Raw genomic sequence first — 23108 nt, 5'->3', positions numbered from 1 at the left:
AAAACGAAGGCGGACGGGAAACCCCGCCCGCCCTCGTCATGAGACGGCTGCGCCGGCCGACGGCCGGCCGGCGCTATACCGCGCTCAGCTGTTCAGCGAGCGCTTGTCGACGGCGAGCGCCGCTTCGCGCATCACTTCCGACATCGACGGGTGCGGATGGCAGATACGGGCGATGTCTTCCGACGCCGCCTTGAATTCCATCGCCACCACGGCTTCCGCGATCAGGTCCGACGCGTTCGCGCCGATCACGTGCACGCCGAGCAGTTCGTCGGTCTTCGCATCCGCGATCATCTTCACGAAGCCGTCCGGCGCGTTCATGCCGAGCGCGCGGCCGTTGATCGAGAACGGGAACTTGCCCGACTTGATCTCGCGGCCTTCCGCCTTCAGCTGCTGCTCCGTCTTGCCGACCCATGCGATTTCCGGGTACGTGTAGATCACCCACGGAATGCAGTTGTAGTCGATGTGCGGCTTCTGGCCGTCGATCACTTCCGCGACCAGCACGCCTTCGTCTTCCGCCTTGTGCGCGAGCATCGGGCCGCGCACCACGTCGCCGATCGCGTAGACGTTCGGCACCGCCGTGCGGCAGTGGTCGTCCACGTCGATGAAGCCACGCTCGTTCGCCTTCAGGCCGATTGCCTCGAGGCCGAGGTTGTCGGTGTTCGGCACGCGGCCGACCGACACGATCAGGCGGTCGGCGTCGAGCGTCTGCGCGTTGCCGTCCTTGTCCGTGTAGGCGATCGACACGCCGTCGGCGGTCGCCTTCACTTCGCCGATCTTCACGCCGAGATGGATGTCGAGCCCCTGCTTCTTGAACAGCTTGGCCGCTTCCTTCGCGAGCGCTTCGTCGGCTGCGCCGAGGAATGCCGGCAGCGCCTCGAGCACCGTCACTTCGGCACCCAGGCGACGCCACACCGAGCCGAGCTCGAGGCCGATCACGCCTGCGCCGATCACGGCGAGCTTCTTCGGCACCGAGTCGAACGTCAGCGCACCTTCGTTGTCCGACACGATCTTGTTGTCGACCGGGATGCCCGGCAGGTGACGCGCCTTCGAGCCCGTCGCGATGATCACGTTCTTCGCGGTGACGACCTCGGTTTCACCCTCGCCGCTCACTTCGATCTGCACGCCGGCGTCGGTCTTGCCGGTAAACTTGCCATGGCCCTTCAGCCAGGTGATCTTGTTCTTCTTGAACAGGAACTCGATCCCGCTCGTCATCTTCTCGACGATCGCGTCCTTGCGGCCGAGCATCTTCGCGACGTCGATCTTCACGCCGTCGACCGTGATGCCGTGGTCGGTCAGGTGATGCGACGCGTTCTCGAACTCTTCCGACGACGCGAGCAGCGCCTTCGACGGGATGCAGCCGACGTTCAGGCAGGTGCCGCCGAGCTTCAGCGCGCCGGCCGGGTTCTTCCACTTCTCGATACAGGCAACGGTCTTGCCGAGCTGCGCGGCGCGAATCGCGGCGATGTAGCCGCCGGGGCCGGCGCCGATCACGACGACGTCAAATTCCTTGGACATGACAATCCTTTCTACTTGTACGCCTGCACGTTCGCGCGCGGACGCGAACGTGCAGAACGGGTCGATGCAGTGAGACTCGGCTTACAGGTCGAGCAGCAGGCGTGCCGGATCTTCCAGCGCATCCTTCATCGCGACGAGCGACAGCACGGCTTCGCGGCCGTCGATGATGCGGTGGTCGTACGACAGCGCGAGGTAGTTGATCGGGCGGATCACGATCTGGCCGTTTTCAACGACCGGACGCTCCTTCGTCGCGTGCACGCCGAGGATGGCCGATTGCGGCGGGTTGATGATCGGGGTCGACAGCATCGAGCCGAACACGCCGCCGTTCGAGATCGAGAACGTACCGCCCGTCATTTCCTCGATCGACAGCTTGCCGTCCTTGGCCTTCTGGCCGAATTCGGCGATCTTCTTCTCGATCTCGGCGAGGCTCAGCTGATCCGCGTTGCGCAGGATCGGCACGACGAGGCCGCGCGGCGAGCCGACGGCGATACCGATGTCGAAGTAGCCGTGGTAGACGATGTCGTTACCGTCGATCGACGCGTTCACGAGCGGGAACTTCTTCAGTGCGTGGACAGCGGCCTTCACGAAGAACGACATGAAGCCGAGCTTCACGCCATGTTCCTTCTCGAACTTGTCCTTGTACTTGTTGCGCAGCTCCATGACCGGAGCCATGTTGACTTCGTTGAACGTCGTCAGGATCGCGTTGGTCTGCTGCGATTCGAGCAGACGCTCGGCGATACGCGCACGCAGACGCGACATCGGCACGCGCTGTTCCGGACGGTCGTTGAGCCACGTCGTCGCCGACGCCGGCACCTTCACTTCCGGCAGCGACGGCTTCGCCGCGGCCTTTGCCGGTGCGGCAGCCGGAGCGGCCTTCGGTGCGCTGCCCGCGGCCAGCGCGTCGCCCTTCGTGACGCGACCGTCGCGGCCCGAACCTGCGACGTCGCCTGCCGACAGGCCCTTCTCGGCCAGCAGCTTCGACGCGGCCGGCGATGCCGTAGCCGAGCTCGATGCCGTTGCGGTAGCCGGCTGTGCTGCCGGTGCGGCTGCAGCAGGCGCTGCGGCCGGCTTGACTTCGGCCGCGCCCGCAGCAGCTTCGGCTGCACCTGCCTTCGCTTCCGTATCGATCGTAGCGATCAGTTGATCGGCAACAACGGTGTCACCGTCGTTCTGCAGCACTTGCGCGAGCACGCCCGCGGCCGGTGCCGGCACTTCGAGCACGACCTTGTCGGTCTCGAGTTCGATCAGGATTTCGTCCTGCGCGACTGCTTCGCCCGGCTTCTTCTTCCACTGCAGCATGGTGGCTTCCGAAACCGACTCCGAAAGCTGGGGGACTTTGACTTCTACGATAGCCATGTGATTTTCCTGGATGCTTAATCTGGGGTGTGACGAGGTTCGTGCGATTCCTTCGGCCGGTGCGGCGCGCAGCGCGCCCGGCGGGCCAAAGGAGACGGGAAAGCGCGCTGCGCCTTCCCGTTTCGCTTCCGTCGGTTATTTCGCGATCGATGCGCTCTTCAGGCGGCCGAAAGCACCTTCGATGAGGGCCTTCTGCTGCTCGTAGTGCTTCGCGTAGTAGCCAACCGCCGGCGAGGCCGAAGCCGGACGGCCGCTGTATGCCAGCTTCTGCCCTTCCTTCATGCCTTCCTTCAGGTGGTGCTCGACGTAGAACCAGGGGCCCTGGTTCTGCGGCTCGTCCTGCACCCAGACCACTTCAGTCGCGTTCTCGTACTTCTTGATTTCGGCTTCGAACTGCTTGTGCGCGAACGGATACAGCTGCTCGATACGGATGATCGCGACGTCGTTCGCCTTCGCTTCGCGGCGGTGCGCGACGAGGTCGTAGTACACGCGGCCCGAGCACACCAGCACGCGCTTGACCTTCTTCGCGTCGATGCCGCCGTCGGTTTCGCCCAGCACCGGCTGGAACGAACCCTTCGCGAGTTCCGACAGGTCCGACACCGCTTCCTTGTGGCGCAGCAGCGACTTCGGCGTTGCGACGATCAGCGGCTTGCGGAACAGGCGGATCATCTGGCGACGCAGCAGGTGGAAAATCTGCGCCGGCGTCGTCGGTTGAACGACCTGCATGTTGTGATCGGCACACAGCTGCAGGAAACGCTCGATACGCGTCGACGAGTGTTCCGGACCCTGGCCTTCGTAGCCGTGCGGCAGCAGCATCGTCAGACCCGACACGCGGCCCCACTTCACTTCGCCCGACGAGATGAACTGGTCGATCACGACCTGCGCACCGTTGACGAAGTCGCCGAACTGGGCTTCCCACAGCACGAGCGTGTTCGGCTCGGCGGTCGAGTAACCGTATTCGAAGCCCAGCACCGCTTCTTCCGACAGCACCGAGTCGATCACCGTGAACTTCGCCTGACCGTCGGCGATGTTCTGCAGCGGCACGTACGTGCCGTCGTTCCAGCGCTCGCGGTTCTGGTCGTGCAGCACCGCGTGACGGTGCGTGAACGTGCCGCGGCCCGAGTCCTGGCCCGTCAGGCGCACCGAGTAGCCCGATGCGACGAGCGACGCGAACGCGAGGTGTTCGCCCATGCCCCAGTCGAGCGGCTGGTCGCCGCGCGCCATGTTGCGGCGGTCGTTGATCACGCGCTCGACGAGCGGGTGAACCTTGAAGTTTTCCGGGACCGTCGTGATGCGTTCGCCCAGGCGCTTCAGTTCGGCGAGCGGCACGGCCGTGTCGGCTGCATCCGTCCACTTGCGGTTCAGGAACGGAACCCAGTCGACCGCATACTTGCTCTTGTAGTTCGACAGGACCGGATCGACCGTGTGGTGACCGTCGTCCATCGCCTTGCGGTACGCCTTCACGTAGTTGTCGGCGTCTTCCGCGGTGATCACGCCCTGCTGCACGAGCTTCTCGGCGTACAGCGCACGGGTACCCGGGTGCTGTGCGATCTTCTTGTACATCAGCGGCTGCGTGACCGCCGGCGTGTCCTGCTCGTTGTGACCCAGCTTGCGGAAGCAGACGATGTCGATCACGACATCCTTGTGGAACTGCATCCGGTAGTCGATCGCGATCTGCGTCGCGAGGATCACGGCTTCCGGATCGTCGCCGTTCACGTGCAGCACCGGCGCCTCGATCATCTTGACGACGTCGGTACAGTACAGCGTCGAGCGCGCGTCGCGCGGGTCGGACGTCGTGAAGCCGATCTGGTTGTTGATGACGATGTGCAGCGTGCCGTGCGTGCCGTAACCGCGTGTCTGCGCGAGGTTCAGCGTTTCCATCACGACGCCCTGGCCAGCGAAGGCCGCGTCGCCGTGGATCTGCACCGGCAGCACTTGCAGGCCGTCTTCGTCGCCGCGACGGTCCATCCGCGCCTTCGCGGAACCTTCGACCACCGGGTTCACGATTTCGAGGTGCGACGGGTTGAACGCGAGCGACAGGTGGACCGGGCCGCCTTCCGTCGACACGTCCGACGAGAAGCCCTTGTGGTACTTCACGTCACCTGCCGGCAGGTCGTCGACGTGCTTGCCTTCGAATTCGGCGAACAGGTCGGCCGGCATCTTGCCCAGCGTGTTGACCAGCACGTTCAGACGGCCGCGGTGCGCCATGCCGATGATGATTTCCTGCACGCCGCGCTTGCCCGCGTGCTGGACGACTTCGTCCATCGCCGCGATGAAGCTTTCGCCGCCTTCGAGCGAGAAGCGCTTCTGGCCGACGTACTTGGTATGCAGGTAACGCTCGAGGCCTTCGGCGGCCGTCAGGCGATTCAGGATGTGCTTCTTCTCGTCAGCCGAGAAGTTCGGCGTCGCGCGGGTCGATTCCAGACGCTCCTGCCACCAGCGTTTCTGTTCCGGGTCGCTGATGTACATGTACTCGGCGCCGATCGTGCCGCAGTACGTGTCACGCAGGCCCTTGACGATGTCGCGCAGCGAAGCCTGGTCGAAACCGAAATACAGGTTGCTTGCGCTGTACGTCTGGTCGAGGTCGCCTTCGGAGAAGTCGTAGAACGCGGGTTCGAGTTCGGGAATGGCGGGACGTTCGCGACGCTTCAGGGGATCGAGATTGGCCCATTGCGAGCCGAGGAAGCGATAAGCGCTGATGAGGGACTGCACGTGCACTTGCTTGCGCGCCGCAGCAAGGTTGGTGCTGCTTTCGCGCGGGATGAAGGCATTGGCCTTCGCACGCTCGGCGAACGATTCGACGATCGGGAAATGAGCGACGTCATTGGCATTCGAGCCGTCCGTTGCAGGCACGTTCTGCAGCGCGTCGAAATACTCTCGCCAGTTCTCCGGCACCGATGCCGGATTGTTGAGGTATGCATCGTACAGTTCTTCAACGTACGAAGCATTGCCGCCGAACAGATAGGAGTTCAGCTGAAACTGCTTCATTACATCTGACATTTTACGCTCACCTTTCTTCGAGCTTCTCGAGAAATAGCGGGTTACTCAACCTTCCGCGACACGGCCTGACCGTTTAGCGGATTGCGAATCAAGTCTTGCTTGGAAGGACCTAAAACTTGCGTGCGCGCAGCATATCACAGAACCGATACCGGAGTTCACGGCGAAATGTGCCTGAAAGCACCGCGCGACGGGGTTTTGCCGGATTGCCACGACCCGCGGGAACAGTGTTTTGCAGCGCACCCGGTTGCACATCGTTCAGATGCAAAAAAGGCCACCCGAAGGCGGCCTTTTTCGTCCTGCACGGGAACGATCGATGCTTAGTCGACCGCGCCTTCGCGGCTCGCGCGGCGACGCTCGTGCTCCTTCAGGAAGCGCTTGCGCAGGCGGATCGACTGCGGCGTCACTTCGACGAGCTCGTCGTCGTCGATGAATTCGACCGCGTACTCGAGCGACATCTGGACCGGCGGCACCAGGCGCACGGCTTCGTCGGTGCCCGACGCACGCACGTTGGTCAGCTGCTTGCCCTTGATCGGGTTCACGACGAGGTCGTTGTCACGGCTGTGGATGCCGATGATCATGCCCTCATAGAGCGCATCGCCCGGCTTCACGAACATGCGGCCGCGATCCTGCAGCTTCCACAGTGCGTAGGCCACGGCAGCGCCGTCGTCCTGCGAGATCAACACGCCGTTACGACGCTCGAAGACCGAACCGTCCTTGACCGGTGCGTACGAGTCGAAGATGTGGCTCATCAGGCCCGTGCCGCGCGTGAGCGTCAGGAATTCGCTCTGGAAGCCGATCAGGCCACGCGCCGAGATCTTGTACTCCAGACGCGTGCGGCCACGGCCGTCCGATGCCATGTCGAGCATCTCGCCCTTGCGGCGGCCGAGCTCTTCCATCACGCCACCCTGGTGTTCGTCCTCGACGTCGACGGTCAGCAGCTCGTACGGCTCGTGACGCACGCCGTCGATTTCCTGCATCACGACGCGCGGACGCGACACGGCCAGCTCATAGCCTTCACGGCGCATGTTCTCGACGAGAATCGTCAGGTGCAGTTCGCCGCGGCCCGACACTTCGAACACCGTTTCGTCGCCGGTGTCCTTCACGCGCAGCGCGACGTTGTGGTTCAGTTCCTTCATCAGGCGGTCGCGGATCTGGCGGCTCGTGACGAACTTGCCTTCGCGGCCGGCGAGCGGCGACGAATTGACGAGGAAGTTCATCGTCAGCGTCGGCTCGTCGACGGTGATCATCGGCAGCGCTTCCGGCGTATCGACCGCGCAGATCGTTGCGCCGATGCCGACGTCTTCAATACCGTTGATCAGCACGATGTCGCCCGCTTCGGCCGATTCGACCTGCACGCGCTCGAGGCCCGTAAACGACAGCACCTGGTTGATCTTGCGGTTCAGCACTTCGCCTTCCGGGCCGAAGCGCATCGCGACCGGCTGACCCGGCTTGATACGACCGCGCGTGATGCGGCCGACGCCGATCCGGCCGACGTACGTCGAATAGTCGAGCGACGTGATCTGCAGTTGCAGCGGCGCGTCCGGATCCGCCGGACGGACCGGCACGTGCTCGAGGACTGCCTCGAACAGCGGGCGCATGTCGCCTTCGCGCGCAGCCGGGTCGAGCGACGCATAGCCGTTCAGGCCCGATGCGTAGACGATCGGAAAATCGAGCTGCTCTTCGGTTGCGCCGAGCTTGTCGAACAGGTCGAAGGTCTGGTTGATGACCCAGTCGATCCGCGCACCCGGACGGTCGATCTTGTTGACGATAACGATCGGCTTCAGGCCGAGCGCCAGCGCCTTCTTCGTGACGAAGCGCGTCTGCGGCATCGGGCCCTCGACCGCGTCGACGAGCAGCAGCACCGAGTCGACCATCGACAGCACGCGCTCCACCTCGCCGCCGAAGTCCGCGTGCCCCGGCGTGTCGACGATGTTGATGTGCGTGCCTTCGTACTCGACCGCGCAGTTCTTCGCGAGAATCGTGATCCCGCGCTCCTTTTCGATGTCGTTCGAGTCCATCACCCGCTCCGCAATCTGCTGGTTCTCGCGGAAGGTGCCGGACTGGCGGAGCAGTTGGTCGACGAGCGTGGTCTTGCCGTGGTCGACGTGGGCGATGATGGCGATATTGCGAAGGGCGCGGGTCATAGAAACCTGGAAATCGTTTGAACGCGCAAAAGCGCCCGCTCGTTTTCACGGGCGCGCGCATTGCAGCTTGGAAAGCCACAAATTATAGCACGTGAGAATGTCGGCAACCGACCGGCACGTTGCAACGCAGCAGGCTGGCCAACACACCCTCCCCTCGAACGCGCCAATCCGTCGAAGCCCGTGCCGCCGTCGGGCACAAAAACCTTATTGATATGAGGGATTTTTGCGACGCAAAGCACGCCCCTTGCCGTTCGATTAACATTTGCCGCGGCAAGCAACTGTACCTATACTGCTGCCTAGTCAACTATTGCAGCTTCAGGGTTTTATGTCGGATTCTTCTACCCCATCCCCCGTTTCGCCGCTGTCCACGTATCAGATGAACGACAGCGTCGGTTATCTGATGTCGCGCGTGAAGTCGGTGATGACCAACCTCGTCACGCAACGCACGCAGGAAGAGCTCGGCATCACGGGCACGCAGGCGAGCATGCTGTTCATGATCGCGGTCGGCAAGTGCTCGACGGCCGCCGAGCTTGCCCGCGAGTACGGGATCGACGCGAGCGCAGTCACGCGCCTGCTCGATCGGGTCGAAAAACGCGGCCTGCTGTCCCGTGTCCGCAGCATCGAGGATCGACGTGTCGTGCGCCTCGAGCTGACCGACGAAGGCCGTGCGCTCGCCGAACGGCTGCCGCCGATTTTCCGCAGCGTGCTCGACCAGGTGCTGGACGGGTTCACGCCGGAAGAAGTCGGGTTCCTGAAGAGCATGCTGCGCCGCATTCTCAGCAACTATTGCGAGACCGCCGGCGGCAGCATCACGTAATAGTTGCCATAACAATTACTTTTGACAGATTAATGTAAGGAAATCCTTGCAGTGTCCATCATTCATTCCGAGTCAGGGATCAGCGCAATGAAATCCTCCCCGTTGTCCGTGCGCGCCGGGTCGTGCCGCACCGCCGTCGCCGTCGCGGTCGCCGCACTGGCGCTGGCGGGCTGCGCGAACTACATCGGCATCAAGAGCGACAAGCAGATCGCCCCCGCGTCGCAATTCGAATCCGCCCAGAGCCTGCCGGCCCAGGGCGGCCAGTGGCCGGCGCTCGACTGGGCCAGCCAGTTCGGCGATCCGCAACTGCCGAAGCTGATCGACGAAGCCCTGCAGGGCAATCCGTCGATCGCGCAGGCACAGGCGCGCATCGCAAAGGCGTCGTCGTACATCGAATCGTCGCGCTCGAACCTGATGCCCAAGGCGGAAGCCAGCTATTCGTGGACGCGTGAGCTGTATTCGTCGAACGCGCTGTTCCCGCCGCCGTACGGCGGCCAGTGGTACAGCGAGAACAACGCGCTCGCGAGCGCATCGTGGGAACTCGACCTGTGGGGCAAGAACCGCGAGCGCCTGCACACCGCCGTGTCGCAGGAAAAGGCGGCCGAAGCCGACATGCAGCAGGCACGCATCACGCTCGCGTCGTCGGTCGCACGCACCTACAACTCGCTCGCGCAGCTCTATGCGCTGCGCGATATCGCCCAACGCGAGATCACCAACCGCGAGACGGTCGGCAAGATCACCGACGGCCGCGTGTCGGCCGGCCTCGACACCAACGTCGAACGCCAGACGGCCCGCGGCAATATCGCGACGACCCAGGCTTCGCTGTCCGATCTCGATGGGCAGATCACGACGGTGCGCTACCAGCTCGCGGCACTGCTCGGCAAGGGCCCGGATCGCGGGCTGCAGATCGCGGCACCCGTGATGAACCCGAGCGGCGAAGTCGCGCTGCCCGGCAACCTGCCGGCCGATCTCGTGTCGCGCCGCCCCGACATCGTCGCCGCTCGCTGGCAGGTCGAAGCCGCGATGCACGACGTGAAGGAAGCGAAGGCCGAGTTCTACCCCGACGTAAACCTTGCGGCCGGTTTCGGCTTCGATGCGTTCGGCTGGGGCAAATTCCTGAACTTCGCGAGCCGCCAGGCGCAATTCGGCCCGGCGATCCACCTGCCGATTTTCGACGCCGGCGCGCTGCGCGCGCAGCTCAAGGGCCGCTACGCGGACTTCGACCTGTCGGTGGCGAACTATAACCAGACGCTGATCAGCGCGCTGAACGACGTCGCGACGCAGGTCGCATCGATCCGCGCAGTCGATCGCCAGATGGGCGATGCGCAACGCGCCCTCGACGCATCGACGCGCGCATACGACCTCGCGGTCATCCGCTACAAGGCCGGCCTGTCGCCGCAGCTGCAGGTGCTGACCGCGGACAGCAACCGCCTCGCATCGGAGCAGACGGTGACCAACCTGAAGATGCGCCGGCGCGACATGCAGCTTGCCCTGATCAAGGCGCTGGGCGGCGGGTTCGACGCGACCGGCACGCCGCTTGCCGCGCCCGACGCCGACAAGCCGACAAAACAGGCCGCCAACTGATCCGGCGCCACCACTACGCAGACACTCGAAATAACGGACGGAGAAAATCGCCATGAGCGACCAACAAAACGCCGCCAGCGCGCAGCCGCAGAACAACGGCAAGCGCAAACGGATGATGACGCTGCTCGTCGCGGTCATCGTGATCGCGGCCATCGCGTATGGCCTGTACTACTTCCTCGTCGCCCGCTTCCATGAAGGGACCGACGACGCGTACGTGAACGGCAACGTCGTGCAGATCACGCCGCAGGTCACCGGCACCGTGATCGCGGTGAAGGCCGACGACACGCAGACGGTGAAGGCCGGCGATCCGCTCGTCGTGCTCGACCCGGCCGACTCGCAGGTCGCGCTGCAGCAGGCCGAAGCCAACCTCGCGCAGACGGTGCGCCAGGTGCGCGGCCTGTTCGTCAACGACGACCAGTATCGCGCGCAAGTCGCGCTGCGCCAGTCCGACCTGTCGAAGGCCGAGGACGACCTCCGTCGCCGCATGGCCGTCGCGCAGACGGGCGCCGTGTCGCAGGAAGAAATCTCGCACGCACGCGACGCCGTGCGCGCCGCCCAGGCATCGCTCGACGCCTCGCAGCAGCAACTCGCGTCGAACCGCGCGCTGACCGCAAACACGACGATCGCATCGCATCCGAACGTGATGGCCGCAGCCGCGAAGGTTCGCGACGCGTACCTGGCGAACGCGCGTAACGTGCTGCCCGCACCGGTCACCGGCTATGTCGCGAAGCGCTCGGTGCAGGTCGGCCAGCGCGTGTCGCCGGGCACGCCGCTGATGTCGGTGGTGCCGCTGAACGCGGTGTGGGTCGATGCGAACTTCAAGGAAGTCCAGCTCAAGCACATGCGCATCGGCCAGCCGGTCGAACTGACGGCCGACATCTATGGCTCGTCGGCGGTCTACCACGGCAAGGTGGTCGGCTTCTCGGCAGGTACGGGCTCGGCGTTCTCGCTGTTGCCGGCGCAGAACGCGACGGGTAACTGGATCAAGGTCGTGCAGCGCCTGCCGGTGCGGATCGAACTCGATCCGAAGGATCTCGACAAGCACCCGCTGCGCATCGGCCTGTCGATGCAGGTCGACGTGGACATCAAGGACGAACGCGGCGACCAGCTCGTGAACGCACCGAACACCGTCTACGAGACCAACGTGTTCGCGAAGTACGGCGACGAAGCCGACGCCGAGATCGCCCGCATCGTCGCCGAGAATGCCGGCGGCAACGCACCGGCGCCGGCTGCGGCGAAGTCGAACGCCGTCGCGAAGATGATGTAACCGTTCCGACTCCGGAAAGACAACCGACATGGCACAGGCACCTGTCTCTCACCCGCCCTTGCAGGGCGGGCAGCTCGTGATCGGGACGATCGCGGTATCGCTCGCGGTGTTCATGAACGTGCTCGACACGTCCATCGCGAACGTCGCGATCCCGACCATCTCGGGCGACCTCGGCGTGTCGTCCGACCAGGGCACGTGGGTCATCACGTCGTTCGCAGTCGCGAACGCGATCTCCGTGCCGCTCACCGGCTGGCTGACCGACCGCTTCGGGCAGGTTCGCCTGTTCCTCGCGTCGATCATCCTGTTCGTGATTTCGTCGTGGATGTGCGGGCTTTCACCCAACCTGCCGTTCCTGCTTGCATCGCGCGTGCTGCAAGGCGCGGTGGCAGGCCCGATGATTCCGCTGTCGCAAGCGCTCCTGCTGTCGAGTTATCCGCGCGCCAAGGCGCCGATGGCGCTCGCGCTATGGGCGATGACGACGCTGATCGCGCCCGTTGCCGGCCCGATCCTCGGCGGCTGGATCTCGGACAACTACTCGTGGCCGTGGATCTTCTACGTCAACATCCCGGTCGGCATCGCCGCCGCCGCCGCGACGTGGGCGATCTACCGCAATCGGGAATCGGCCGTGCGCCGCGCCCCGATCGACGGCGTGGGCCTCGCACTGTTGGTCGTCTGGGTCGGCTCGCTGCAGATCATGCTCGATAAGGGCAAGGATCTCGACTGGTTCGCGTCGACGACCATCATCGTGCTCGCGCTGACCGCGGTCATCGCGTTCGCGTTCTTCGTCATCTGGGAACTGACCGCCGAGCACCCGGTCGTCGACCTGTCGCTGTTCCGCATGCGGAACTTCACCGGCGGCACCGTCGCGCTGTCGATCGGGTACGGCCTGTACTTCGGCAACCTCGTGCTGTTGCCGCTGTGGCTGCAGACGCAGATCGGCTACACGGCGACCGACGCCGGTCTCGTGATGGCGCCGGTCGGGCTGTTCGCGATCCTGCTGTCGCCCCTCACCGGGAAGTACCTGCCGCGCACCGATCCGCGCTTTATCTCGACGGCGTCGTTCCTGACGTTTGCGCTGTGCTTCTGGATGCGGTCGCGCTACACGACGGGTGTCGACGAATGGTCGCTGACGCTGCCGACGCTCGTACAGGGCATCGCGATGGCCGGCTTCTTCATCCCGCTGGTATCGATCACGCTGTCGGGCCTGCCCGGCCACCGCATTCCCGCGGCATCGGGCCTGTCGAACTTCGTGCGGATCATGTGCGGCGGCATCGGCACGTCGATCTTCCAGACGGCCTGGGACCATCGCAACAACTTCCATCACGCGCAACTGGTCGAGCAGGCGAACGTCTACAACCCGACGTTCAACCAGGCCGTCACGCAGATGGGCAACCTCGGGCTGACGCGGGACCAGGCACACGGGCTGATCAACAACCTGGCCACGCAGCAGGCCGCGCAGCTCGGCGTGAACGACCTGTTCTACATCTCGGCGGCGATCTTCGTGTTGCTGATCGGGCTGATCTGGATCACGAAGCCCGAGCGCTCGGGCGGTGGCGATGCAGGTGCCGCCGCATCGGCTGCACACTGAACACGCTGCCTGGACGCAAACAAAAAGCCCCGCTTCGTGAAGCGGGGCTTTTTCATTCCGACGGGTGCGCGTTCGCGCGGCTGCGTCAGGCTGCCGTGACGACGAGCCGCTCCGGCGCCAGTACGCCGTTTGCCTTGCGGGCCACGCCGAGCAGGCGAGTCGCGTCGTAGACGCGCACGCGCCCGCCTTCGGCCGCATCGATCGGGTCGAGCGACGACAGCGGCAAACGCTGGCCGTGCAGGAACCGCTTCGCGCTGGTTTCATCGAGACGAACCAGCGGAAACGTCGACAGCAACGCATCGACCGGCTGGAGCCACGCATCACGCGCCGCCTCGTCGGCATCGGACAGCGCATCGAGCGTTACCGCATGCTCGAGCGTCAGCGCACCGACGCCCGTGCGCCGCAGCATCGTCAGATGCGCGCCGCAACCGAGCGCCTCGCCGATATCCTCTGCCAGCGTGCGCACGTAAGTGCCCTTGGTGCAGGTCACGCGAAACGTCACGTCAGGCAGGTCGCACGCGAGCAGGTCGAGGGCGAGGATCGTCACGTTGCGGCCCTCGCGCTCGACGGTTTGCCCCGCGCGCGCATATTCGTACAGCGGCTTGCCATCGCGCTTGAGCGCCGAATACATCGGCGGCACCTGCACGATCTCGCCGGTGAAGCGCACCAGCGCGGCTTCCACCGCCGCACGGTCGCATTCGACGGGGCGCGTGTCGATCACCTCGCCTTCCGCGTCGCCGGTAGCCGTACGCTGGCCGAGACGCATCGTCGCTTCGTAGGTCTTGTCCGCTTCGAGCAGATCCTGCGAGAACTTCGTCGCCTCGCCGAAACACAGCGGCAGCAAACCCGAAGCCAGGGGATCGAGCGTACCGGTGTGACCGGCTTTCTTCGCGAGCAGCAGGCGCTTCGCGCGAATCAGTGCATCGTTGCTCGAAAGGCCGACCGGCTTGTCGAGCAGGAGGACGCCGTCCAGCACGCGCCGGGGCACGCGCGGACGTTGGGATGCTGCAGTCGTCATAGGCCGGTCGAGCTCAATCGTCCTTGGTAGCCGCGTCGGCCTCGTCGTCGTCCTTCGCGCGCGTCGAGTTCGCTTCCTTGATCAGGCGCGACATTTCCACGGCCTTCTCGATCGTCTGGTCGTAGTGGAAATGCAGCGTCGGCACCGTATGGATGTGCAGGCGCTTGAACAACAGGTTGTGCAAGTGACCCGACGCGTGGTTCAGCGCTTCCTGCGTCTTGGCCGGATCGCCGGTCAACGCGGTGAAGTAGACCTTCGCGTGCGCGTAATCCGGCGTGAGTTCGACGCTCTGGATGGTCACGATGCCGATGCGCGGGTCTTTGACCTCGCGCATGATGAGTTCGGACAGATCGCGCTGAATCTGGTCGGCGATCTGCACGTTGCGATTGGGGGAAGTACGTTTCCTGGACATGATCGATCCGTGATCCGTTTATCAGGATGAAGCGGCGGCCAGTGTTGGCGCGCCACCATGAAAATGGGCGGGACAGGCCCAAGCCTGCCCCGCCCATGAGCCGATGCGCGAGGATTACAGCGTACGCGCGACTTCGGTCACTTCGAAGACTTCGAACTGGTCGCCTTCGATGACGTCGTTGAAGTTCTTCACCGACATACCGCACTCGAAGCCTTGCTTCACTTCCTTCACGTCGTCCTTGAAGCGCTTCAGCGATTCGAGTTCGCCCGTGAAGATCACGACGTTGTTGCGCAGCACGCGAACCGACGACGAGCGCTTGACGATACCGTCCGTGACCATGCAGCCGGCGACCGTGCCGACCTTCGGCACCTTGAACACCTGGCGCACCTCGACCATGCCGGTGACGACTTCGCGCTTCTCCGGCGCCAGCATGCCCGACATTGCCGCCTTCACCTCATCCACTGCGTCGTAGATGATGTTGTAGTAGCGGATGTCGATGCCGTTCGCTTCGGCCAGCTTGCGCGCCTGTGCATCCGCACGCGTGTTGAAGCCGATGATGACAGCCTTCGATGCCGTTGCGAGGTTGACGTCGTTTTCGCTGATGCCACCCACCGCGCTGTGCACGATCTGCACGCGCACTTCGTCGGTTGACAGCTTGAGCAGCGACTGCACGAGCGCTTCCTGCGAGCCCTGCACGTCCGCCTTGATGATGAGCGGCAGGTTCTGCACTTCGCCTTCGCCCATCTGCTCGAGCATGCTTTCCAGCTTCGCGGCCTGCTGCTTCGCCAGCTTCACGTCGCGGAACTTGCCCTGACGGAACAATGCGATTTCACGCGCCTTGCGCTCGTCCGGCAGCACGATCACTTCCTCGCCTGCGCCCGGCACTTCCGACAGACCCTGGATTTCGACCGGGATCGACGGGCCGGCTTCCTTCGTCGGCTTGCCGTTCTCGTCGAGCATCGCGCGCACGCGGCCGTAGGCCGTACCCGCCAGCACGATGTCGCCGCGGTTCAGCGTACCGGACTGCACGAGGATCGTCGCGACCGGGCCCTTGCCCTTGTCGAGCTTCGCCTCGATCACGATACCCTTGGCCGGCGCTTCGACCGGTGCCTTCAGCTCCAGCACTTCGGCTTGCAGCAGCACGTTCTCGAGCAGATCGTCGATGCCCGCGCCCGTCTTTGCCGACACCGGCACGAACGGCGAATCGCCACCGTATTCTTCCGGCACGACGCCTTCCGCGACCAGTTCCTGCTTGACACGATCGGGGTTCGCTTCCGGCTTGTCGATCTTGTTGATCGCGACGACGATCGGCACGCCACCCGCCTTCGCGTGGGCAATGGCTTCCTTCGTCTGCGGCATCACGCCGTCGTCGGCTGCCACCACCAGCACCACGATGTCGGTCGCCTTCGCGCCGCGTGCACGCATTGCCGTGAACGCTTCGTGACCCGGCGTATCGAGGAACGTGATGACGCCACGCGGCGTATCGACGTGATACGCGCCGATGTGCTGCGTAATGCCGCCCGCTTCGCCTGCGGCAACCTTCGCGCGGCGGATGTGGTCGAGCAGCGAGGTCTTGCCGTGGTCGACGTGACCCATCACCGTGACGACCGGCGGACGCGGCAGTTGCTCTGCGTCGGTACCGGTTTCGCCTTCGACGAGCAGCGCTTCCGGATCGTCCAGCTTCGCGGCAACCGCGCGGTGGCCCAGTTCCTCGACGACGATCATCGCCGTTTCCTGGTCCAGCACCTGGTTGATCGTGACCATCTGGCCCATCTTCATCATCACCTTGATGACTTCGGAGGCCTTGATCGACATCTTGTGCGCGAGATCGGCAACCGACACGGTTTCCGGCACGTGCACTTCACGGACGATCGGCTCGGTCGGCGCCTGGAAGGACGATGCACTGTCCTGATGACGGCCACGGCCCTTCGGGCCGCCGCGCCAGCCGCGGTCGACGCCGCCGCTCGAATCGCCGCGCGTCTTGATGCCGCGACGCTTCGACGCGTCGTCCTGCCAGCCTCCCTTGCCTGCGCCCGGCTTCTTGTTGCGGTCGCCCGCGCCTGCCGGCGCCTGCGTCGTTGCCGGTGCGGCACCGGCCGGCTTCTTCACGGCCGGACGCGCCTGCGCGCCTTCCGGCTTTGCCGGCTTGTGCAGCGTGCCCTTCGCTTCGGCCGGCTTCGGCGGCTCGACCGGCTTCGGCGGCTCGACTGCCTTGACGACGGCCTTGCGCGGCGTGTTCATCATCTCGCGAATCGCACGCGCTTCGGCTTCTGCCGCCGCACGGCGCTTGCTGATCTCTTCCTGCTCGGCGCGCGCCTTGTCCGCTGCCTCGCGGGCAGCGTCTTCAGCCTTCTTCGCCGCTTCGCGCTGCGCCGCACGTTCGGCGGCTGCGCGCGCTTCGTCCTGCGCGGACTGCGCCGATTGCGGAGTCTCCGCTTCCTGTTCGGCTGCAGCAGCCTGCTGCGCGGCTGCCTGCTGCTGTGCCGCCGCAGCTTCGGCCGCGGCACGCTTCGCCGCCGCTTCTTCCTCGGCGCGACGGCGCTCGGCTTCGGCCGCTTCCTCGCGGGCACGACGTTCCGCTTCCTCGCGCTCGAGGCGCTCCTGACGCTCGCGCAGTTCCTGCGCCTGCTTCTCGAGCAGCTCGGCCTCGCGGCGCGCCTCTTCCTCGCGACGCTTCAGTTCTGCATCGTCGTCCGCTTCGGCGACCTGCGCCTGACCCTGTTCCGCACCTTCGGCCACGTCGTCGCGCTTGACGAACGTACGCTTCTTGCGGACCTCGACCTGAATGGTGCGAGCCTTGCCCGTCGCGTCAGATTGCTTGATCTCCGACGTATGCTTGCGGGTCAGCGTGATCTTGCGCTTGTCGCCGTCGGTTGCGCCGTGCGACTTGCGCAAATGATCGAGCAGACGCGCCTTGTCCGTTTCGGACAGCGCATCGTCTTCACTCGCTTTCTGGACGCCCGCTGCCTGCAGCTGTTCGAGCAGCACACCAGCAGGCATTTTCAGTTCCGCGGCAAATTGGGCTACGTTGTTACTCGCCATTCATTCCTCTTAGTGCAAGGACCGATTCCTTGCGGTTAGCATCGGGTCAGGCCATACGGCCGCCATCAAATCAGTGCGCCATGGTCATTTCTCACTGGAACCAGTGTTCACGTGCTTTCATGATCAACGCCTTAGCGGCATCCTCTTCCATCCCGGTCATGTCGACCAGTTCATCCACAGCCAGCTCGGCGAGATCGTCGCGCGTCTGCACGCCATGTTCGGCCAGCTTCGCGAGCAGCTCCGGCGTAATGCCGTCGAGGCTCTTGAGATCCAGCGCTGCGTTCTCGACCTTTTCTTCGTTCGCGATCGCCATCGTCAACAGCGCGTCGCGTGCGCGGTTGCGCAGTTCGTGCACGGTGTCCTCGTCGAACGCCTCGATTTCGAGCATTTCGTTGAGCGGCACGTACGCGATCTCTTCCAGGCTCGTAAAGCCTTCGTCGATCAGGATGTCGGCAACTTCTTCGTCGACGTCGAGACGCGCCATGAACAGCGCACGCAGCCGGTCGCGTTCTTCACCCTGCTTCAGGGCGGATTCGTCCGGCGTCATGATGTTGATCTGCCAGCCGGTCAGTTCGCCAGCAAGACGAACGTTCTGACCGCTGCGGCCGATCGCGACAGCCAGCTCGTTCTCGTCGACGACGACGTCCATCGAGTGCTTTTCTTCATCGACGACAATCGACTGGACAGCTGCCGGCGCGAGCGCGCCGATCACGAACTGGGCGGGATCCTCCGACCATAGCACGATGTCGATGTTTTCGCCACCGAGCTCGTTGCGCACGGCCTGCACACGGGAACCGCGGATACCGACGCAGGTGCCGATCGGATCGATCCGCTTGTCGTACGCGATGACGCCGATCTTCGCGCGCACGCCCGGGTCGCGGGCAGCCGCCTTGATCTCGAGCAGGCCCTGCTCGATTTCCGGCACTTCCATCTCGAACAGCTTCATCAGGAACTCGGGCGCCGTACGCGACAGTTCGATCTGCGGGCCGCGCGCGGTGCGGTCGACCTTCGCGATGTACGCACGCACGCGGTCGCCCACGCGCAGGTTTTCCTTCGGAATCAGCTGATCGCGGCGCAGCAGCGCCTCGACACGGCCCGATTCGACGATGAAGTTGCCCTTGTCGAGGCGTTTCACCGTACCCGTCATGATCTTTTCGCCACGCTCGAGGTAATCGTTCAGGATCTGCTCGCGTTCGGCGTCGCGCACCTTCTGCAGGATCACCTGCTTCGCGGCCTGCGCGCCGATGCGACCGAACTCGATCGACGGAACGGGTTCCTCGACATACTCGCCGACTTCGACGTCGGGCTTCTGCTCACGTGCTTCGAACAGCAGGATCTCGCGATCCGGCTCCTGCAAGCCTGCCTCGTCGGGCACGACGAGCCAGCGACGGAAGGTTTCGTGCTCGCCGCTTTCGCGATCGATATGGACGCGGATTTCGGCGCCTTCGTCGAACAGCTTCTTGGAAGCAGATGCGAGCGCGGCCTCGAGGGCGCCCAGCACCACATCCTTGTCGACGTTTTTCTCGCGCGCCAGCGCATCCACCAGCATCAACACTTCGCGACTCATTATTTGCGGCTCCTAAAGTCAACTTGCGGAATCAGGCGGGCTTTGTCGATATCGGCCAGCGTGAAATCCAGCATGGCCGCCTCGCCCTTCTTCCTCTCAAATTCCAAACCGATCGTTTCGCCATTCGGCGCGTGCAGAATGCCCCGGTACGTCTTGCGCCCGTCCAGCGGCTTTTTCAAGGTCACGGAAACTTCGCTGCCGGCGAAGCGCTCGAAGTCGGCCAGCTTCTTCAACGGGCGGTCGAGCCCCGGGGACGAGACTTCGAGCCGTTCGTAATCGATGTTTTCGACCGTCAAGACGTGCTGGAGCTGACGCGTGACCTTTTCGCAATCTTCGAGCGAGATGCCGGCAGGCTGATCGATATAGATGCAAAGCATGCCGCGCCCAGTGCGCTCGAGATCCACCAGCTCGTAGCCGAGCCCGGTGACCGTGGTTTCTATCAGTTCCGTCAGTTGCACAGTGTCCTCTCAGGTGTTCGCGCCCGCCGCTCGCGATTCACCCGCGGGCGCGCGCCTTAGCCGGCGCAGGAAGCGCTACCCGAGATGCCTAACCGTTTCAGCAAAAAAAAATGGGCGGAACGCCCATCTTCTTACTGGTGGTCGCACCTGAGCCGCACATTGAATCCGTACGCCCAGCGACTCCGCGATTATAGCGATTTTTGGCGCAAACGCCAAGCCAGCCGGTAAATGCAGCGTGTCGCCTGCCTTTACCGACCCAAAAATGCGAAATCGGGTTATCCGATCAGCCGGCACCATCCTGCCAGGCCGGAGATCGGTCATGCCGGCTGCGACGCAGCGGCACGCGACTATATATAGTCGAAAGCCATCAGCGCAATACGCCGTGCCGGCAAAAATCGGCGGGATGCCGATCGGGCCGGCACGCCGGCGGCTTTGTGCCGCCGTGCGCCAATATGTGTTTAGCGGCTGCGCGTACGACTGCGCTGCTGACGCTGGCCGCCGCCGCGTGGACCGCCGCCGTTGCCGGCGCCGTCAGCCCGATTGCCGTTCGGATTGCGATTGCCGCCACCCTTGCTGCCGCCACGCTTGGCGCCCGCGCCTTCGCGCTTGGGGCCTACGCCGTACGACGCGCGGTTGCCGTCGACATCACGACCGCCACCCGTGCGATTGCCGTCGCGACCACCGCCCGCGCGGTTGCCATCGCGGCCGCCGCCGGCACGATTGCCATAACCCGACGGCGCAACCGGCAGGCTGCCGTAGCCGCTCAGGCCCGGCAGACCCGGCCCGCCGCGCCGACCGCCGCCGCGACGCGGCTGATCCAGCTGCCCGTGCGCCGTCAGCACCGGCTCGCGGCTGATGAAGCCCATCGATGTCTGCATCGGATCGGGCTGGCGACGCTCGGTCTGGCCGGCACCGCCGCGCTTGCCCTTCTCCTCGGACGGCGCCTTCAGGCCGACAGTCGCCATCAGCTTGCGCACCTGCGTGTCGTCGAGCTCCTCCCAGCGGCCGCGCTTCAGGCCGCGCGGCAGCGGAATCGGGCCGTGACGCGTGCGGATCAGGCGGCTCACCATCAGGCCGACCGCCTCGAACATCCGGCGCACTTCGCGGTTGCGGCCTTCGGCCAGCGCGACGTGATACCAGTGGTTCGTACCCTCGCCGCCGCCGTCGCGGATGCGCAGGAAGTTTGCCGGGCCGTCATCGAGCTCGACACCATGCAGCAGCTTCTGACGCATGCCTTCGGCCAGCTCGCCGACGACGCGCACCGCGTATTCGCGCTCGACGCTGTAGCGCGGATGCATGAAGCGGTTTGCAAGGTCACCCGAAGTCGTCAGCATCAGCAGACCTTCGGTATTGAAGTCGAGGCGGCCGACCGCGAGCCACTTCGCCGTCTTCATCGGCGGCAGGCGGTCGAACACCGACGGACGGCCTTCCGGATCCGCGTGACTGACGATCTCGCCCGTCGGCTTGTGGTACAGCAGTACCCGCGGCGGCTTGTTCGGCAGCTTGCGCTTGACCGGCTTGCCGTTGATCCGCACCTGGTCGGTCGGCATGATGCGCTGGCCGATGTGCGCGGGCTCGCCGTTCACCGACACACGACCGGCAACGATCAGTTCTTCCATCTCACGGCGCGAGCCCATGCCCGCTTCCGCCAGCACCTTGTGAAGCTTCGGCGCGTCGTCGTCCGGCGACAGCACGCGCTTGTTCGCCGGCTGGTTGCGGCCGCGACGCAGCATCGGCGCACGCACGCCGCTACCGCCCGCGGAATTGTCGGCGTCGAATGCCGGCGACGTCACATAGGCGAACAGTTCGTCCTGGGACGCATCGCCTTCCGTCTTCGCCGCACCACCTTCAGCCTTCGATGCGCCGCCGCGACGGCCCTGGCCGCCCTGGGCCTTGGGCGCACTTTCGCGCTTGCCGGCCGGCTTGCGACCGCCCTTGGCCGCGCCTTCCTTGCGCGGCGCACGTGCCGGCTGCTGCGCTTCGGCGGCTTCGGCCGGCTGCGCGTCAGCGTCTTCGCCACCCTGCGGCTCGCCTTCGGCGCCCTTCGACTTGGCCGCCGCGCGACGTCGCGCGATCAGGCTGCGCGGGCCTCGCCGCAGACCGCGGCGGGGACGCTCGTCGCCACCCTCGGCCGGAGCGCCCTGCTCCGGTGCATCGTCGGCACGCGCTGCCTGCACGGCAGGCGCGGACGATTCAATATCGTGGATATCTGTCAAAACAACCTCAAAATGTCAGGTCTCGCGCCCGGCGCGGGCGCGGCAAGAAGTTGGCCGCGATCAGGCGCGACGCTGTTCGGGTTCTGCTTCGTCGTCCGGCAGCGCGTCGACACCGATGGGTGCACTGGCGCTTCGTACGGCATCGGCGAGACTGTCGGACGTGTCGTCCAGCATCTCGCCGTCCGCGGGACGGGAACGGGAGGCGTCGGCCTGGCCAGCCTCGCCGGGCATGTCGCCGGCCGCTTCCGTTCCGTCTCCGGCAACCGCTTCGGCGGCCGGCTTGCGATCTTCCTCGCTCCAATCCGCGCGCAGCGGCTCGGGCTGCACACCGGCCGGCACTACTTCGGCGCCAGCCTGTTCCAATTGTTCCGCTTGCCCGCGATCAGCCTCGAGCGTATCGCGGCTCGCGATTTCCTGCGTCGGCACGACGTCCGCCGCGGAATCGCCCGGCACTCCTGCCGGCTGGCCGGCCGATGCCTCGCCTGCCTGCGGGGCGTCGCCCGCTGCGTCGTCGGCAATCGACATGTCTCCGTCGAAATCCATCGCCTGCTGCGCCAGCAGCGCAGCCTCGATGTTCGCGGCCGGCTCTTCGAGCGCCGGCAGATCATCGAGCGCCTTCAGGCCGAGGTCGTCGAGAAACTGCTTGGTCGTCGCATACAGCGCCGGGCGCCCCGGCACGTCACGATGACCGATCACTTCGATCCAGCCGCGATCCTCGAGTTGCTTGACCACCTGCGTATTGACCGTGACACCGCGAATCTCTTCGATGTCGCCGCGCGTGACGGGTTGCCGGTACGCGATGATCGCGAGCGTCTCGAGCACCGCGCGCGAATATTTCGGCGGCTTCTCGGGATGCAGGCGATCCAGATAGTGACGCATCGCCGGCTTGCTCTGGAAGCGCCATCCGGTCGCCAGCGCCACCAGTTCGACGCCGCGGCCGGACCAATCCTGTTTCAGATCTTCGAGCAACGTGCGGACCGTGTCAGCCGACACGCCGTCGGCAAAGAGCTTGCGCAAATCGCCGAGCTTCAGCGGTTCCTGCGCGCAGATCAAAGCAGTCTCGAGGACGATCTTCGCCTCTTGGGTATTCATGCAGCTAGGCCAGACCCTGTGGTCAAACGAAC

General features: G+C 64.9%; 15 protein-coding genes. 4 read left to right on the top strand and 11 right to left on the bottom strand.

Annotation, left to right across the window (positions count from 1 at the left end; genetic code table 11):
- Window positions 1–84: 84 nt before the first annotated feature.
- From lpdA to typA, 4 genes are all read right to left on the bottom strand, one after another.
- Window positions 85–1515, bottom strand: coding sequence for a dihydrolipoyl dehydrogenase (lpdA, locus tag AB3K92_RS30215; protein ID WP_021162394.1), 1431 nt, complete (start codon window positions 1513–1515; stop codon window positions 85–87).
- An 81-nt stretch (window positions 1516–1596) separates the two neighbouring features.
- Window positions 1597–2871: a 2-oxoglutarate dehydrogenase complex dihydrolipoyllysine-residue succinyltransferase gene (gene odhB, locus AB3K92_RS30210; RefSeq protein ID WP_042977010.1), complete on the bottom strand. Its 1275-nt coding sequence runs from the start codon at window positions 2869–2871 to the stop codon at window positions 1597–1599.
- 135 nt (window positions 2872–3006) lie between these two features.
- Window positions 3007–5871 carry a 2-oxoglutarate dehydrogenase E1 component gene (locus AB3K92_RS30205; RefSeq protein ID WP_021162396.1) on the bottom strand — a complete coding sequence of 955 codons (2865 nt, stop codon included), beginning with the start codon at window positions 5869–5871 and terminating at the stop codon, window positions 3007–3009.
- Window positions 5872–6188: 317 nt separating this feature from the next.
- Window positions 6189–8015 carry a translational GTPase TypA gene (gene typA / locus AB3K92_RS30200; protein ID WP_021162397.1) on the bottom strand — a complete coding sequence of 609 codons (1827 nt, stop codon included), beginning with the start codon at window positions 8013–8015 and terminating at the stop codon, window positions 6189–6191.
- Between the two features lie 325 nt (window positions 8016–8340).
- Between typA and AB3K92_RS30195 the strand changes: the two genes are divergently transcribed.
- From AB3K92_RS30195 to AB3K92_RS30180, 4 genes are all read left to right on the top strand, one after another.
- Window positions 8341–8832, top strand: coding sequence for a MarR family winged helix-turn-helix transcriptional regulator (locus AB3K92_RS30195; protein WP_042977011.1), 492 nt, complete (start codon window positions 8341–8343; stop codon window positions 8830–8832).
- An 87-nt stretch (window positions 8833–8919) separates the two neighbouring features.
- On the top strand, window positions 8920–10416 hold the full coding sequence (locus AB3K92_RS30190) for an efflux transporter outer membrane subunit (RefSeq protein WP_048020751.1): 1497 nt from the start codon (window positions 8920–8922) through the stop codon (window positions 10414–10416).
- Window positions 10417–10468: 52 nt separating this feature from the next.
- Window positions 10469–11683 carry an HlyD family efflux transporter periplasmic adaptor subunit gene (locus AB3K92_RS30185; RefSeq protein WP_021162399.1) on the top strand — a complete coding sequence of 405 codons (1215 nt, stop codon included), beginning with the start codon at window positions 10469–10471 and terminating at the stop codon, window positions 11681–11683.
- Window positions 11684–11711: 28 nt separating this feature from the next.
- Window positions 11712–13271, top strand: coding sequence for a DHA2 family efflux MFS transporter permease subunit (locus tag AB3K92_RS30180; RefSeq protein ID WP_021162400.1), 1560 nt, complete (start codon window positions 11712–11714; stop codon window positions 13269–13271).
- 85 nt (window positions 13272–13356) lie between these two features.
- Here AB3K92_RS30180 and truB read toward each other — a convergent pair whose 3' ends face one another.
- The 7 genes from truB to scpB form a co-directional block, all read right to left on the bottom strand.
- Window positions 13357–14289 (bottom strand): tRNA pseudouridine(55) synthase TruB, encoded by a 933-nt coding sequence (gene truB, locus AB3K92_RS30175; RefSeq protein ID WP_021162401.1) that lies wholly within the window; start codon window positions 14287–14289, stop codon window positions 13357–13359.
- A 13-nt stretch (window positions 14290–14302) separates the two neighbouring features.
- The gene (gene rbfA / locus AB3K92_RS30170) at window positions 14303–14701 is read right to left on the bottom strand and encodes a 30S ribosome-binding factor RbfA (protein WP_021162402.1); all 399 of its coding nucleotides are present in this window, start codon (window positions 14699–14701) and stop codon (window positions 14303–14305) included.
- Between the two features lie 114 nt (window positions 14702–14815).
- The gene (infB, locus tag AB3K92_RS30165; RefSeq protein ID WP_027787688.1) at window positions 14816–17743 is read right to left on the bottom strand and encodes a translation initiation factor IF-2; all 2928 of its coding nucleotides are present in this window, start codon (window positions 17741–17743) and stop codon (window positions 14816–14818) included.
- A gap of 91 nt (window positions 17744–17834) precedes the next feature.
- Entirely contained in the window at window positions 17835–19310 is a 1476-nt protein-coding gene (nusA, locus tag AB3K92_RS30160; protein WP_006476166.1) for a transcription termination factor NusA, read from the bottom strand.
- On the bottom strand, window positions 19310–19768 hold the full coding sequence (rimP, locus tag AB3K92_RS30155) for a ribosome maturation factor RimP (protein ID WP_014897219.1): 459 nt from the start codon (window positions 19766–19768) through the stop codon (window positions 19310–19312). Before rimP ends, nusA begins: the two co-directional genes overlap by 1 nt.
- Window positions 19769–20226: 458 nt before the next feature.
- Window positions 20227–21984, bottom strand: coding sequence for a 23S rRNA pseudouridine(2605) synthase RluB (gene rluB / locus AB3K92_RS30150; RefSeq protein WP_369466474.1), 1758 nt, complete (start codon window positions 21982–21984; stop codon window positions 20227–20229).
- Window positions 21985–22044: 60 nt separating this feature from the next.
- On the bottom strand, window positions 22045–23076 hold the full coding sequence (gene scpB, locus AB3K92_RS30145; RefSeq protein WP_042977016.1) for an SMC-Scp complex subunit ScpB: 1032 nt from the start codon (window positions 23074–23076) through the stop codon (window positions 22045–22047).
- Window positions 23077–23108 lie beyond the last annotated feature (32 nt).

This window comes from Burkholderia sp. Bmkn7 (genome assembly GCF_041103175.1).
Lineage (GTDB): Bacteria > Pseudomonadota > Gammaproteobacteria > Burkholderiales > Burkholderiaceae > Burkholderia > Burkholderia cepacia.
The sequence above is the reverse complement of the archived record's forward strand: the minus strand, read 5'-3'. Positions and strand labels throughout refer to the sequence as shown.